Annotated in this window: 15 protein-coding genes; 9 read left to right on the forward strand and 6 right to left on the reverse strand. The window is 71.3% G+C overall.

What is annotated here, in order from left to right; translation table 11 throughout:
* Positions 1 to 20 precede the first annotated feature (20 nt).
* The 5 genes from ACGFSH_RS11855 to ACGFSH_RS11875 all read left to right on the forward strand — a co-directional run bounded on the left by ACGFSH_RS11855 (position 21) and on the right by ACGFSH_RS11875 (position 4,834).
* Positions 21 to 548, forward strand: coding sequence for a DUF1062 domain-containing protein (locus ACGFSH_RS11855; RefSeq protein WP_393347386.1), 528 nt, complete (start codon positions 21 to 23; stop codon positions 546 to 548).
* Positions 549 to 664: 116 nt separating this feature from the next.
* On the forward strand, positions 665 to 1,864 hold the full coding sequence (locus ACGFSH_RS11860; protein WP_393347388.1) for a pyridoxal phosphate-dependent aminotransferase: 1,200 nt from the start codon (positions 665 to 667) through the stop codon (positions 1,862 to 1,864).
* 165 nt (positions 1,865 to 2,029) lie between these two features.
* On the forward strand, positions 2,030 to 2,287 hold the full coding sequence (locus ACGFSH_RS11865) for a type II toxin-antitoxin system Phd/YefM family antitoxin (protein WP_393347390.1): 258 nt from the start codon (positions 2,030 to 2,032) through the stop codon (positions 2,285 to 2,287).
* A gap of 10 nt (positions 2,288 to 2,297) precedes the next feature.
* Positions 2,298 to 2,558, forward strand: a complete 261-nt coding sequence (locus tag ACGFSH_RS11870) for a Txe/YoeB family addiction module toxin (protein WP_105973016.1) — start codon at positions 2,298 to 2,300, stop codon at positions 2,556 to 2,558.
* A 734-nt stretch (positions 2,559 to 3,292) separates the two neighbouring features.
* The gene (locus ACGFSH_RS11875) at positions 3,293 to 4,834 is read left to right on the forward strand and encodes a hypothetical protein (protein WP_393347392.1); all 1,542 of its coding nucleotides are present in this window, start codon (positions 3,293 to 3,295) and stop codon (positions 4,832 to 4,834) included.
* Positions 4,835 to 4,908: 74 nt separating this feature from the next.
* Here the strand turns inward: ACGFSH_RS11875 and ACGFSH_RS11880 are convergent, their stop codons facing one another.
* Both ACGFSH_RS11880 and ACGFSH_RS11885 read right to left on the reverse strand, forming a co-directional pair.
* Complete coding sequence (locus ACGFSH_RS11880; protein WP_393347394.1) at positions 4,909 to 5,481, reverse strand: dihydrofolate reductase family protein; 573 nt, start codon at positions 5,479 to 5,481, stop codon at positions 4,909 to 4,911.
* A 183-nt stretch (positions 5,482 to 5,664) separates the two neighbouring features.
* Positions 5,665 to 6,210 (reverse strand): YbjN domain-containing protein, encoded by a 546-nt coding sequence (locus ACGFSH_RS11885; protein ID WP_393347396.1) that lies wholly within the window; start codon positions 6,208 to 6,210, stop codon positions 5,665 to 5,667.
* A 142-nt stretch (positions 6,211 to 6,352) separates the two neighbouring features.
* On the opposite strand from ACGFSH_RS11885, the gene ACGFSH_RS11890 reads away from it, so the two are divergent.
* The gene (locus tag ACGFSH_RS11890) at positions 6,353 to 6,907 is read left to right on the forward strand and encodes a hypothetical protein (protein ID WP_393347398.1); all 555 of its coding nucleotides are present in this window, start codon (positions 6,353 to 6,355) and stop codon (positions 6,905 to 6,907) included.
* Positions 6,908 to 6,961: 54 nt separating this feature from the next.
* Here the strand turns inward: ACGFSH_RS11890 and clpB are convergent, their stop codons facing one another.
* Entirely contained in the window at positions 6,962 to 9,559 is a 2,598-nt protein-coding gene (gene clpB, locus ACGFSH_RS11895) for an ATP-dependent chaperone ClpB (protein WP_393347400.1), read from the reverse strand.
* Between the two features lie 119 nt (positions 9,560 to 9,678).
* Between clpB and ACGFSH_RS11900 the strand changes: the two genes are divergently transcribed.
* Positions 9,679 to 10,092, forward strand: coding sequence for a pyridoxamine 5'-phosphate oxidase family protein (locus ACGFSH_RS11900; RefSeq protein WP_393347401.1), 414 nt, complete (start codon positions 9,679 to 9,681; stop codon positions 10,090 to 10,092).
* 278 nt (positions 10,093 to 10,370) lie between these two features.
* On the opposite strand, the gene ACGFSH_RS11905 is transcribed toward ACGFSH_RS11900, so the two are convergent.
* Entirely contained in the window at positions 10,371 to 10,706 is a 336-nt protein-coding gene (locus ACGFSH_RS11905; RefSeq protein WP_393347403.1) for a hypothetical protein, read from the reverse strand.
* Positions 10,703 to 11,026 (reverse strand): hypothetical protein, encoded by a 324-nt coding sequence (locus tag ACGFSH_RS11910; protein WP_393347405.1) that lies wholly within the window; start codon positions 11,024 to 11,026, stop codon positions 10,703 to 10,705. Before ACGFSH_RS11910 ends, ACGFSH_RS11905 begins: the two co-directional genes overlap by 4 nt.
* Positions 11,027 to 11,168: 142 nt before the next feature.
* Between ACGFSH_RS11910 and ACGFSH_RS11915 the strand changes: the two genes are divergently transcribed.
* Positions 11,169 to 12,152, forward strand: a complete 984-nt coding sequence (locus ACGFSH_RS11915; RefSeq protein ID WP_393347407.1) for a helix-turn-helix transcriptional regulator — start codon at positions 11,169 to 11,171, stop codon at positions 12,150 to 12,152.
* 37 nt (positions 12,153 to 12,189) lie between these two features.
* A complete protein-coding gene (locus ACGFSH_RS11920; RefSeq protein ID WP_393347409.1) occupies positions 12,190 to 13,239 on the forward strand; it encodes a helix-turn-helix transcriptional regulator in 1,050 nt (349 codons plus the stop codon).
* Here ACGFSH_RS11920 and ACGFSH_RS11925 read toward each other — a convergent pair.
* On the reverse strand, positions 13,145 to 14,299 hold the full coding sequence (locus tag ACGFSH_RS11925) for a LuxR C-terminal-related transcriptional regulator (RefSeq protein WP_393347411.1): 1,155 nt from the start codon (positions 14,297 to 14,299) through the stop codon (positions 13,145 to 13,147). The two genes, ACGFSH_RS11920 and ACGFSH_RS11925, sit on opposite strands and share 95 nt — an antisense overlap.
* Between the last annotated feature and the right edge of the window lie 197 nt (positions 14,300 to 14,496).

Raw genomic sequence — 14,496 nt, forward strand, 5'->3', positions numbered from 1 at the left:
TGCTCGAAAACTGGGTTGTCATGCCCACTTCCCTGCCGCTCGTCCTGCGCCGTTGCCACGCGTGCGCGTCCCCGCGTTTCCGGACGGACGGCAAGTTCCGCGTCAACGCCCACCACAAGCTCGTCGACGTCTGGCTCCTCGTGCTCTGCACGGGATGCGGGGACACCGCGAAGCTCACGATCCTGGAACGCACCGGCGTGCGCTCGGTACGGCCCGCGCTGCTGAACCGGCTGCACGGCAACGACCCCGCTTTGGCGGCCGAGTTGCTCAGGGACCCCCTCGTGCTGCGGCGTAACCGCATCGCCCTCGACTGGGACGACGCCTGGCGCCTCGACACCGGCGGGCCGGTGCGCCCGGACGACGAGGCGATCGACGTCTCGGTCCGCTTCGAGGCGCGGATACCCGTCCGGCCGGTGCGGCTGATCGCCGAGGGCTGCGGTCTGCCGCGGGCCGAGGTCGAGAGGCTGATCGAGCGGGGCGCGCTCGTCTCGGCGGTCCGCCTGACCGGCAGGCTCTCCGGCGACTTCGCCTTCACCCTGAAGCGCTGAGACCCGTCCGGAAGCGGGGCCCGTCCGGCCAGGTGAGCCGGGCGGGCTCCGGCCCGCCACGACAGGCCCGGTGCCAGGCCCGGCGAGGTTGAGGAACCGCCGGGCTTCGGCGCAGGATGACGCTCATGACCTCCACCGCGCGCCCGTTCCTCAACCGTCGTCTCGCCCAGTTCGGGACGACGATCTTCGCCGAGATGTCGGCGCTGGCGACGTCGACCGGCGCGATCAACCTGGGCCAGGGTTTCCCCGACACGGACGGCCCCGAGGAGATCCGCGAGGCGGCCGTGCGGGCGCTGCGGGACGGACGGGGCAACCAGTACCCGCCGGGTCCGGGCGTCCCCGAGCTGCGCACGGCGATCACCGCCCACCAGCGCCGCCGGTACGGCCTGTCCTTCGACCCGGACACGGAGGTCCTGGTCACCGCCGGGGCCACGGAGGCCATCGCCGCCTCGCTCCTCGCCCTGCTGGAGCCCGGCGACGAGGTGATCGCCCTGGAGCCGTACTACGACTCCTACGCGGCCTGCATCGCCATGGCCGGCGCCACGCGCGTGCCGGTCACGCTGCGCCCGGATCCGGAGGGCGCGCGCTTCCGCCTCGACCTGGACGAGCTGCGCGGCGCGGTCACCGACCGCACCCGGCTGCTGCTGATCAACACCCCGCACAACCCGACCGGCACGGTCCTCACCCGAGCGGAGCTGACGGCGATCGCCGAACTGGCCGTGGAGCGGGACCTGCTCGTGGTGACCGACGAGGTGTACGAGCACCTGGTGTTCGACGATGCCGAGCACGTACCGCCGGCCACGCTGCCGGGGATGCGCGAGCGCACGGTCACGATCGGCTCGGCCGGCAAGACGTTCTCCTTCACCGGCTGGAAGGTCGGCTGGATCACGGCGCCCCGGGAACTCGTCGCTGCCGTCCGCTCGGCCAAACAGTTCCTGACGTACGTCGCCTCCGGACCCTTCCAGTACGCCGTGGCCGAGGCCCTGCGCCTGCCGGACGCGTACTTCGACGGGTTCCGCGCGGACATGCGGGCCAAGCGGGAGCTGCTGGCGGCGGGACTGGCGGACGCCGGCTTCGGGGTGTTCGTGCCGACCGGCACCTACTTCATCACCGCCGACATCCGCCCCCTCGGCCAGACCGACGGCGTCGCCTTCTGCCGCGCCCTGCCCGAACGCGCGGGCGTCGTCGCCATCCCCAACGCGGTCTTCTACGACCACCGCGACGCGGGCGCGCCCTTCGTACGGTTCGCGTTCTGCAAACGCACCGAGGTGCTCACAGACGCGGCGGAACGGCTCCGCAAGGCGTACGCGCGCTGACCGCCGCCCTGTGGGGCGGCCGTCGCATTCCTCGTTGCCTGCCGTCCCGCCAAGGAACTCTCACGCCCGGAACCGCCCGATGACGGCCGGTGACGGCCGTCTTGCTGCCGCTTGCCGCACCGCAGGCATCGACGTACAATTTCTTGTACGTCGAGGAGGTTGATCGTGAAGACCATGAGCTATTCCGAGTCGCGCGCGCGGTACGCCGAGGTGCTCAACTCCGTCACCGACGACCGCGAAGAGGTCGTCATCACCCGGGCCGGACACGAGCCGGTCGTCATCGTCTCCCTTGAGGACTACGAGTCCCTGAAGGAGACGGCGTACCTGCTGCGGAGCCCGGCGAACGCCCGGCGCCTGCTCGCGTCCATCGACGAGCTGGAAAGCGGCGGCGGCACCGTTCGCGAGCTGGCGACCGAAGAATAGGGCCCTCTAGTTGAAGATCACCTTCTCCTCTCGCGCCTGGGAGGACTATCTGTGGTGGCAGCTTCAGGACCGGAAGATCCTGAAGCGCATCAACACGCTCATCGCGGACATCGCCCGGAACGGCAACGAGGGGATCGGCAAACCGGAACCGCTCAAGCACGGGTTCCAGGGCTACTGGTCGCGCCGTATCAACGACGAGCACCGGCTGATCTACAAGGCCACCGAGGACAGCGTCCTGATCGCACAGTGCCGCTACCACTACGAAAGCTGACAGGACTCAAGGGGCGAGCAAGGACCGAGCACAGACCCTGCCGGTTCCGGCATCGCACAGTCAGGTCACGCAGCCCGTCTGTCGGCGGACACGCTTCCATCCGCGATCAACCGGCACCGCCGGGCCCGGTGACAGCTCCCCCAAATCGTGCAGGACAGGGGCGGCAAAGAGTTTCAGCGGCGCCGCTTGCGGCCGCTCTTGCCTGAGGAGGCGCGCCGAACCGGGGCCGGCAACTCGGCCGAGAGCGGGCCCGCTGCCTCAGGGCAGTACGTGGTGGTTGTCCCCCGCAGCACACGCGGCTTCGAACCTCCTTGCGGAGAAACGGACTTCGTCGCACGGACTCATGGCACAGACCGGCACGGGCCCGGCCGGCGGGGAGTCCCTCGTCAGCGGGCGTCCGCCTTGGGCTCCGGGCGCGGGAGTTCGTCGAGGTCGAGGGTGAAGGTGCGGCCGTCGGCCAGGGGATGGGGAGCTTGCCCGTGCCGTACGTCCCTCCCGTGTGGGGGAAGGAGAAGACGGGCAGTGCCGCGTCACCGAGCCCGGCGGTGCGGTCGGCACGCGGTCCGGACTGGGTGTGCGGCCCGCTCACCGCCGGTGCCGGAGGTTCGCAGCGTTCGGTGCCGCCCGCAGCTCCGTGGCACAGCGTCCGTGGGGAATTCCTCCGCCGTACCCCTCCTGTTGGCCAGGTCCGGCTACCTTCGCCTCGCCCGGTCCGGCAGAGGAGAGGTACGTCCATGAGCACGCCGATCCACCGCACCTCGGCACGGCAGTCCGCGGCGGTCCTGGCGTCGGCCCGGCACCGCGAGGGAGGGAGCCGGCCCGGGAGTACGACCGCACGCTCGCCGGAGCGCGCCTTGCTGGAGATGCAGTCCCGCGCCGGCAACCGGGCCACGACCGCGATGGTGCAGCGCGCACGGGACACCGAGAGAGGGAATGCGGCGAAGAAGAACTACCGCGACCGGATCGCCGCGCTCCTCGACAGGTTCAAGAAGAATCTCGAACCCCTCGACACCTTCGTCAAGGGCTTCCAGACCCCCGCCAACGCGGCCTTCACCCACCAGGCCGCCGTCGCGGCCGATGAGAGCCTCAAGCACTCCGCCGCCGCCTCGGGGACCTCCGCGGGGTCGGGCAACCTCCTCACGGAGGCCGCCGGCACCGTGGTCAACGGCATGGACGCTTACAAGAACATGAAGGACGCCAAGAACCAGGAGACCGGGGCCGGCCACCACAAGGCGATGAAGAAGGCCAAGACCAAGGGGGCCGACACGGTCGTCGGCGCCGCCGGTTCTGCAAGCTACAGCGCCGCCATCGCCAAGGAGGTCACCAAGATCCAGAAGGCGGCGGACGCCGCAGTGGCATCCGAGGCCAGCGGTATCGCCGGCGCTTCCGTCGGCGCGATCAAGGCCATGCGGTCCGCCTTCCGCATCGGGGGAGCAGCCGGCAAGTACCAGCAGATCAAAAAGCTGGGGGATCCCCACCTCGTCCAAGCGGGGGCACTGGCACGGCTGAACGAGTCGTACGAGCAGGCCGGCTGGGCCGCGGCGCAGGCCTACGTCGCGCTGGACGCCTACTGGAAGGCTGAGGGCCCGGGACGGCTGGAGCTCGTTTCCGGGGCCATCGACGCAGCCTGGGAGGCGATGGGTGAAGCCCGTGACGCCGCCGAGAAGTTTCAGCACGCCGAGAACGACGTGGAAAGGCTGAGCAAGGTGCAGCAGTACGCGAAGAAGAAGCAGCTCACCAAGATCGGCAAGGAGGCGGCCGGCGGCGGGGGCGAGTCCGTCAAGGCCGCGGCCGGCGTCGTGACGGCGGTCGCGGCGGGAACAGCCGGGCTGGCGAGCAACCCGGTCGGGTGGGGCCTCGCCGGGGCCGGGGCCGGTCTCGTCCTCGGCGTCACCCTGTACAAGGCCCTCCGCGCCGCCACGAAGCGCTACGAGGAGGCCCACCGCCCCGAGCGCTGGGCGCCGCAGGGCGAGACCCCGGCGGAGGCCGCCTCCCGCACGGAGTCGTTGAAGCACGCGCTGAAGTTCTGGAAGAAGGTGTCGAAGGGGGAACGCCAGGCCATGGCGCGGGAGATCTACGCCTTGGCGGCGGGCCCCGGCATCTCCGGGAACACCACGGCCGAGATGCGGGAGTCCGCCAGGTCCCTGCTCGTCGCCCTCAAATCCGGCCCCGCCGAGCACAAGCTGGAGCCGGACGCGTGGGCCGAGACTCTCAACGACCCGGCGAAGACGTCCGGTTGGATCGCGGAGATAGCGGAGCAGCTGGCCTCGGGGTGACACGGAGCCGGCCTCCTACCGGGCCGTCGACCGGGAAGCCGGACGAAACCAGGCCGGCTGAAGGCTCGGCCGGTTCAGCGGCGGACCCGGTAGCGGAGGTGAGTGGCCTGCGGGGTGTCGATCACCCGGATGATCTCCAACTCGATCAGCGACGGCAGGACGTCGAAGAGACGACGGCCGTCACCGAGAAGCACCGGGATCTGATGGATCTGCACCTCGTCCAGCACCCCGGCAGCGAGTGCCCGTTGCGCCGTGTACGCGCCGCGCACCTGCACGTCCTTGTCCCCGGCGGCGGCCTTGGCCTGGGCCATCGCGCTCTCGATCCCGTCGGTCACATAGGTCACCAGCGGATAGCCCCAACGGGCGGCGGGGCCGGGCGGGCGGTGACTGGGCACGAAGATCGGGAGACCGTTGTGGTCACCGCCCCAGTGGTCCATGAGCTCGGCGGTGCGCCGTCCCGCGAGCACCGCACCGGCCGCGTTCCATTCGTCCTGGAACTGCGCGACCGGCCCGGACGGCGCGCTGGACCCGTCCTGCGGGCCGGCCCACTTGTGCAGTCGTTCGCCGTCGTCGCCGCCCAGGAAATCGTGGGGATCGGCGATATATCCGTCGAGCGACATCGACATGTCGAGCACTGATGCGGACACTACGGCCTCCGGTGGTTCGGTCCAGACGGGTTCGACTGTGCTGTAGACCGGGCATGGCGGCATTACTCATCGGGCATCGCGGCGGCAGCGGCGCATGTGAGCCCGCAACGCGAGAGGCGCCCGTCCACAGGGTGTGGGCGGGCGCCTCTCGGCGTGGGGGGCGGCGGGCGGGTCGCGGGGGACCTACTCGTCGTCCTCCTCGGACTCGGTCGCCGCGGCGTCCGTCCCGTTGACGGCCGACTCCAGGCCCAGCTGCTCCACGAGCCACTTGTCGAACTCGATCGCCGCGCGCACCCAGCTGACCGTCGAGGAGACGAACAGCTCGATGTTGACGCCGGCGCCGATCAGCAGCTGCGCCTCGCCGATGAGGCGGACGGTGCCGTCGTCGTGGGTGTGGGTGTAGACCTTGGGCCACAGGGTGCGGCGGTTCCAGTCGTCGATCGACTCCAGGAGCTGGAGCTTGTCGTCGATCTTGTGGGCCCGGTCGTAGAACGTCCGCACCGAGTAGACCGCCTGGTCACCCTCGCCGCGGAACATGAAGTAGGTGCGGAACTCCTCCCACGGCGCCGCGAGGTCTCCCTCGTCGTCGACGACGTACTTCAGCTCCATCTGGTCGAGGAGCTGCTTCACGAGATCCTGATCCGGGACGACGGGGCCCGCCGGTCCACCCTGGGGCTGCGGCTCGGGCTGGCCCCCGAAATTCGGAATCGAGGACGGGTCGATGGTCACCGTGTTTTTCCCTTCGTACGGATCCCGCCATCCTCCCCCATGCGGGGAGGGGGGTGGCAACCCCAGCCGGGCCCTGTCAGCCCTGAGCTGACAGGATCCGGCCTGTCGTACCTAAGGGCGACGCCGGACGGAGGGGGATCGCATGGCGAACGGGCGAGGCGGGACGGGCGGCCGGCCCGAGGCGCACGGCGAGAAGGACGGCGCGGGGGCCGGGCGGGCGGTACCCACCGGGGGCCGGACGCGGTGGGGCGTGGTGGCGGCGATCCTGGCGCTGCCCGTGCTGCTGGTGGCGGGCCTGCTGGTGCTGATCGGCGTCTGGGTGCTCGGGGAGGACGGGGAGGCGGACGGGACCCGGCTCAGGAACGTCGACTGCGCCGAGGCGCTCGCCTTCGGCGGCGCGGAGGTGCCCGCGGACGTCCGGGACGCTCGGTGCACGGTGCAGTCCTGGCTGGACACGAACTACCAGGCGGACTTCCGCATGCCGCGCGCGGGCGTCGGCGCCTGGCTGAAGGACGCCTATCCCGCAGCGCCCGCGCCGGGCGGTCCGGGCACCGAGTCCTGCGGCCACGGCTCGGACTACTGCTTCCGGCTCGACGTCACCGGGCGGCCCGGCACGCAGGCCTATTACGTCAACGTGACCGTGACGTACGAGAACGCCGAGACCGCGCGGGTGCGGTACTCGGCGTTCACGACGTGACCGGACGGCCGGACGACCGGCGGGTGGCGGGCCGGGGGTGCGGCCCGCCGGGGGTCACAGCTCCTTGCCCGTCGCGGGTCCCACGATCAGGCCCTCGCCGAACGCGTCCACGCGGACCGTGTCGCCGTCCTTGACCTCGCCCGCCAGGATCTCCTTGGCGAGCCGGTCGCCGATGGCCGTCTGGACCAGGCGGCGCAGCGGGCGGGCGCCGTACGCCGGGTCGTTGCCCTCGTCGGCGAGCCAGGCCAGGGCAGCGTCGGTGACCTCCAGGGTGAGGCGGCGCTCGGCGAGCCGCCGGGCGAGGCGGTCGATCTGGAGCCGGGCGATCCGCTCCAGCTCCTTCTTGTTCAGCGCCGAGAAGACCACCAGGTCGTCGAGCCGGTTGAGGAACTCGGGCTTGAAGGAGGCCCGCACCACCTCCAGGACCTGCTCCTTCTTCTCCGCCTCGGTCGACAGCGGGTCGACCAGGTACTGGCTGCCCAGGTTGGACGTCAGCACCAGGATGGCGTTGCGGAAGTCGACGGTGCGGCCCTGGCCGTCGGTGAGGCGGCCGTCGTCGAGGACCTGGAGCAGGACGTCGAAGACCTCCGGGTGCGCCTTCTCCACCTCGTCCAGCAGCACGACGCTGTACGGGCGCCGGCGGACGGCCTCGGTGAGCTGGCCGCCCTCCTCGTAGCCGACGTAGCCGGGCGGCGCGCCGACCAGACGGGCGACGCTGTGCTTCTCGCCGTACTCCGACATGTCGATGCGGATCATGGCCCGCTCGTCGTCGAAGAGGAAGTCGGCGAGGGCCTTGGCCAGCTCGGTCTTGCCGACTCCGGTCGGGCCGAGGAAGAGGAAGGAACCGGTGGGGCGGTCGGGGTCGGCGATGCCCGCGCGGGAGCGCCGTACGGCGTCGGAGACCGCCTGGACGGCCTGCGCCTGGCCGATGAGCCGCTTGCCCAGCTCATCCTCCATGCGCAGCAGCTTCTGCGTCTCGCCCTCCAGCAGGCGGCCGGCCGGGATGCCGGTCCAGGAGGCGACGACGTCGGCGATGTCGTCCGAGCCGACCTCCTCCTTGACCATGGTGTCCTTCGCGGCCTCCTCCTCGGCCTCGGACGCGGCCTCCAGGTCGCGCTCCAGAGTCGGGATCTCGCCGTACAGCAGCTTGCTGGCGGTGTCGAAGTCGCCGTCGCGCTGAGCCCGCTCGGCCTGGCCGCGCAGGTCGTCGAGCTTCTCCTTCAGCTCGCCGACCCGGTTGAGGGACTGCTTCTCCTTCTCCCAGCGGGCGGTCAGGCCGCGCAGCTCCTCCTCGCGGTCGGCGAGATCGCGGCGCAGCTTGTCCAGGCGCTCGCGGGAGGCGGCGTCGGTCTCCTTGCTGAGGGCCAGCTCCTCCATCTTCAGCCGGTCGACGGAGCGCTGGAGCTCGTCGATCTCGACCGGTGAGGAGTCGATCTCCATGCGCAGGCGCGAGGCGGCCTCGTCGACGAGGTCGATGGCCTTGTCGGGGAGGAAGCGGGAGGTGATGTAGCGGTCGGAGAGCGTCGCGGCGGCGACCAGGGCCGCGTCCGCGATCTGCACCTTGTGGTGGGCCTCGTAACGGCCCTTGAGGCCGCGCAGGATGGCGATGGTGTCCTCGACGGTCGGCTCGGCCACCAGCACCTGCTGGAAGCGCCGCTCCAGCGCCGGGTCCTTCTCGATCCGCTCGCGGTACTCGTCGAGCGTCGTCGCGCCGACCATGCGCAGCTCGCCGCGCGCGAGCATCGGCTTGAGCATGTTGCCGGCGTCCATGGCGGAGTCGCCGCCGGCGCCCGCGCCGACGACCGTGTGCAGCTCGTCGATGAAGGTGATGATCTGGCCGTCGGAGTCCTTGATCTCGGCGAGGACGGTCTTCAGCCGCTCCTCGAACTCACCCCGGTACTTGGCGCCGGCGACCATGGCGCCGAGGTCGAGCGCGACGAGCCGCTTGTCCTTGAGGGACTCGGGCACGTCGCCCTTGACGATCCGCTGGGCGAGGCCCTCGACGACGGCGGTCTTGCCGACGCCGGGCTCGCCGATGAGGACGGGGTTGTTCTTGGTGCGGCGGGACAGCACCTGCACGACGCGCCGGATCTCGGTGTCCCGGCCGATGACCGGGTCGAGCTTGCCCTCGCGGGCGGCGGCGGTGAAGTCCGTGCCGAACTTCTCCAGGGCCTTGTACTGGCCCTCGGGGTCGGCGCTGGTGACCCGGCGCCCGCCGCGGGCCTTCTGGAAGGCCTCCTGGAGCTTCTTCGGGGTGGCGCCCTGCCGGGTGAGCACCTCGGCGGCCGGGCCGCCCTTGGCGGCGATGCCGAGCAGCAGGTGCTCGGTGGACAGGTACTCGTCGCCGAGGTCGCGGGCGCGGCTCTGCGCGTCGGCGACGACGGCCAGCATGTCGCGGTTGGGCTGCGGGGGCGCGACGGTCGACCCGGCCACGCTGGGCAGCGCGCCGAGCGCCTTCTCGGCCCCGGCCCGGACGGCGGCCTGGTCGGCGTCGACGGCCGCGAGCAGGTCGATGATGTTCTCGTTGTCCTGGCCCTGGAGCAGAGCCAGGAGCAGGTGTGCGGGGGTGAAGTCGGCGTGTCCCTCGGACACGGCCCTGCTGCTGGCCGCGTTGATCGCGTCCCGGCTCCGGTTGGTCAGCTCGGCGTCCACGTTCGCTGTCTCCTCCTTGCGTCAGCGCTCTCCCGTACTGACTCTGTCAGCGTACACAAAGTTGAGTCTATTCCGCTCAAGGTGCGAAAGGGGAACTCCCGGCGCACTAAGTTCCGACCATGGCCGCATACCCGCAGGACCCGGGCGCCCCGGACGCGCCGTATCTCGCCTTCTGGCAGGAACGTCATCTGTGCACGCTGACCACACCACGCCCGGACGGCAGTCCGCACGTGGTCCCGGTCGGCGTGACGTACGACCCGGAGAGCCGGCTGGCCCGGGTCATCACCGACGGGGCGAGCCGCAAGGCGCTCAACGTCGCGGCCGCGGGCGCGGACGGCGCGCGGGTCGCGGTGTGCCAGGTGGACGGCGGCCGCTGGGCGACGCTGGAGGGGCGGGCGTTCGTCCGCTCGGAGCCGGAGCGGGTCGCGGACGCCGTACGCCGCTACGCGGTGCGCTACGGGCGCACCCCCGGCCCCAATCCCACGCGCGTGGTGATCGAGATCGAGCTGACCCGGGCGATGGGCCGCGGCTGAGCGCCGCCGTCGGGTCCGGGACGCATGCCGCGGGGCCGCGGAGGCGTGAGGGATCCCCGGGGACGGTGTGAGGGAGACGTGAGGGACTCGTGAGACGGGCGCAGGGCACAAGCGGGGCGCCTGACCGGATTCCGACCCGTCGATTTCCGGCCAACGCTCAACCAGGTTCATAACCGGAAATGTCCCCGCAAAATGCAGCGGCGTCACCGTGTTCAGGTCACGGTGACGCCGCTGCGGGGGGAAGTACCTGAGCGATCTGTTACGACGGGGGAATCGCGTCAGGCACTGCGGGGGGTGGCTGAGACGGTCTTCAGGGGCGGGGCCTCGGGCTCGACGAGCCGGTGGTCCCGCTGGTCGAGGTTCACAAAGATCATTCCGTACCGGATGGCACAGCGCACGGGCTGCGGCGCCCCGCGGGGCTTGCGCAGGCACCGGTAGGCCCGTACGTCCTCGTCCTCGTCGCGCGTCACGACCACCGGCTCGCCGAAGACGGTCACCATCAACGAGTCACCACTGTGGGGGATGGCGGTGACCAGGTCGATGAAGTGCCAGCCGGAGCGGTAGGCGGTCGCCATTTCACGGCGGAAGGAGCGGTCGTCGGGTGGTGTGGTCATGACTCGGCGACCCACGTACTGTCCGCCGGGACGGTCCAGGTGCTGTCTCCCGGCACGGACCAGGTGCTGTCGCCGGGGGCCACCCAGGTGCTGTCGCCGGGCACGTCCGCCGCGGTGACGGCCCAGGTGCTGTCACGGGGCGCGACCCAGGTGCTGTCACGAGGGGCGACCCAGGTGCTGTCGCCGGCCACGGCGACGGTGTCGACGCCCGGGCTCCACGTGCTGTCGCGCGCCGCGTCGCCCGTCGTGCCCGCAAGACCGCTCAGCGCTCCGAAGGCGAGCGCTGCGGAGAAGGCGGCGGCAAGCGCCGAGCGAAGCATTCTCTTATGCATAGTCGGCTTCGTCCTCATTTGAAGGTCACCTCTCCCCCGTCGACTACGACGATGGCCCATTCGGGCACGTCATGGCCACACAATCGATGCATCATGTTCCTGCACGTTCAGGACCCTGGGGGGTGGAGATTTGACGAAAAATGAGACAAAGCAGACACATCCTCATGCGTCGACTGAGCTGTGCGAGGAAGGTCGCCGTCTCTACGGGAACGCTCTTCGGACGGGCCGCATAGCCCGCGCGGATGTGGAGCCCGCTCCCTGTCTGATGGAGTTCGCCCTGCTCCACGCGGATCCCGACGACGCGAACTGGCTGCGCCCGGTACCCCCGTCGATCGCCCTGTCCCAGCTGCTCAACCCGATCGAACGCGAGATCACCCGACGCAGGCGGCTCTCGGTGGAACTCGCCGACGCTTTCGAGCCGTTCATGACCCTCAGCGCCCAGCCGACGCCGACCACACACTCGATCACGGTGCTGGAGGGCATCGAGCGGATCAACGCCGCGCTCGATCTGGCCACCTCGCAGTGCCAGACCGAGATGCTCACCGTCCAGCCCAGCCGCCGCCGCCTGGAACACACCCTCGTCCAGGGCCTGGAGCGCGACAGACCGCTCATCGACCGCGGCTGCCGCATCCGCACCCTCTACCAGCACACGGCCCGCTACAGCCCCGAGACGCTCGCCTACGTCTCCCAGTTCACCGAGGGCAAGGTGGAGTACCGCACCATCGACGAACTCGTGGAGCGGCTGATCATCTGCGACGAGACCGTGGCCTTCATCCCCACCCGGGACGACGGCCAGGTCGCCCTCGAACTCCGGCACCCGGGACTGGTCCGCTACCTGATCAAGGTGTTCGAGTTCATGTGGGGCCGCGCCGTCCCGCTCGCCACCGGCGCACCCTACGAGACCGCGCCCGACGGCATCACCGAGATCCAGCACTCCATCGCCAAACTGCTCGTCGAGGGACACGTCGACGAGGCGATAGCCCGCCGGCTGGGCATGAACGTGCGCACCTGCCGGGCCCACATCGCCAAGCTCGCCACCGCCCTGGGCAGTGGCAGCCGCGCCCAACTCGGCTTTCTCATCGCCCAGTCGGGGATCCTCAAGCAGGAGCCCTGACCGGCCCGGAGACCGAAGAAGACCAGGGAGAACCGCAGTGAACGCGCCGCCGCACCCCCACCACGGCGTGGAGGACCTGTGCACCGCGGGCCTGCACCTGTACGAACAGGCCCTGCGCGACGGGCGCGTCAAGGCCGAGGACGCCGAGACGGCGGCCCCCTGCCTGCTGACGGTCGGCCTGCTGCACCCGCTCGTGGACGACCCGGCCCAGCTGGAGCCCGCGGCCCCGGCCGTCGTCCTGCACCGCCTGCTGCGCTCCTCGGGCGCGCGCATCGCCGAGGAACGGCGACGGGAGGAACGGCTGGCGTCGCTCTTCGAGCCCCTCATGCGGATCACCGGGGCCCGCACCGCCACCGCCGAGCCCGTGTCCCTGCGCCTCCTCAGCGGCACCGAGCGCATCAACGAGGCCATCACCGAGGCGACGTCCGAGGCGGCCGCCGAGGTGCTCTGCGTCCAGCCCCACGTCCACTACAGCGGGCCGCGCGGCGAGACCGCCCACGCCGTCGCCATGGCCCGCGACCAGGCCCTGCTGGACCGCGGCTGCCGCATCCGCACCCTCTACCAGCACACCCAGCGCCACCAGCCCCTCGTCCTGGCCCGCTACGAGCAGCTCCGGGGCGACGCGCAGGCCCGCACCCTCGACGAGGTCACCGACCGCCTCATCGTCATCGACGGCGCGGTCGCCTTCATCCCCGCCGGCGAGGACGGCCGGCTCGCCCTGGAGGTCCGCCACCCGGCCCTCCTGACCTACTTCACGACCACCTTCGACCGGCTCTGGCGGCTGGCCACCCCGATGTACCCGCAGGCCGTCCAGCGCCCGTCCAGAGGCGGCGTCACCCCCCGGCAGCAGGCCATCGCCGCGCTCCTCGTCGAGGGCCACACGGACGCCGTCATCGCCGACCGGCTCGGCATGAACATCCGCACCGCCCGCGTCCACATCGCCAAGCTGGCCGCCACCCTCGGCAGCGAGAGCCGCGCCCAACTCGGCTACCTCATAGGGCAGTCGGGGATTCTCGACCCGGAGCACCACCGGACGCCGGAGCCCGGTCAGGCGCAGGGGCAGGGGCAGCCCCAGGCGCAGGAGTAGGGGCGGAGGCGTCGGCCGGGGCCACGGGGACCGGGCCCTGGGACGGGACGGCCGGCGTGCGCCCCGGCGCCGCCTCCTCGGGCGGCCGGTCGAGGCCGACCTGGGCGATCCGCACCCCCAGCTGGGTGCGGCTGGCCGCGCCCAGGGTCTCCGACAGACGCGCGATGTGCGCGCGGCAGGTGCGCACGCTGATGCCCAGGCGCTCGGCGATGACCGCGTCCTGGTGACCCTCCGCCAGCAGGGCCGCGATGGACTGCTCGCGGTGGGAGACGCCCTCGACCCTCGGGTCGGGGAGCGGGGCGGTGAGCGGGATCGCCAGCCGCCACAGCCGCTCGAAGACCGTCACCAGGTAGGAGACCAGGGCCGGGTGCCGCAGTTCGAGGGCCATCGTGCGGTCGGCGTTGGCCGGGACGAAGGCGACCGTGCGGTCGAAGAGCATCAGCCGGTCGATGACCTCGTCCAGCGTGCGCGCCTCCACCGTGTCGCCCATCAGCTCCAGGTAGTTGAGCAGACCCTGGCCGTGCCGGGCGACGTGGTTGTAGAGGTCCCGCATGCGCACACCCCGGCCGCGCAGCTCCAGCGCCCGGTGCAGGCCCTCCGACAGCTCGTGCTCGCGCCGGATGCCGCCGGGCTGCACGGTGAGCACCTCGGTGGTGCACGCCTCGGTCGCCGCGTCGAGCGCGGCCTGGATGCGGGAGGGGCCGTCCAGAACGCGGATCGCCGCGCCCTCGCCGGCCGCCGGAGCCCGCTGCGGTCCGCCCAGGCCCGCGTACCACTCGAAGGCGGCGACCGCCGAGCCCACCCGCCGCTGGCTCGCGCTGACCTCGTCGTGCAGTCCGCGCAGCAGCCGGGTCATGACCTCCTGCGGGGAGGTCGGCACCAGCCAGTCCATGTCGTCGGGATCGGGGTGCAGCAGGGCCAGCTCAAGCAGGCACGGGACCGGCTCGGCGTCGGTCCGCGCCACCCGGCCGCGTCGTACGGCCCGGGAGTACACGCGGTCCCCCGCTTCGCACAGTCGGTCGGCACCGTGTGGATGCTCCTCCGTCCCGTGCCCGGCCATCGCCCATCCCACCCCCGCCGTACGCCACTTCCGGAGCGCAACTATGCGCGGCCCGGACCGCCTCCGCAACACGGCTCCCCCGGCCGGGGCCGTCGAAAACCACCGTTTCGCGGGAGTTCCTCCCAGCCTCCTCCCCCGGCACTGCAACAAGCTGACGGTGGTGCGGGGCCGCCACGGGGTGCATGGTGGGTTCCGCT

This window comes from Streptomyces sp. NPDC048481 (assembly GCF_043200075.1).
Lineage (GTDB): Bacteria > Actinomycetota > Actinomycetes > Streptomycetales > Streptomycetaceae > Streptomyces.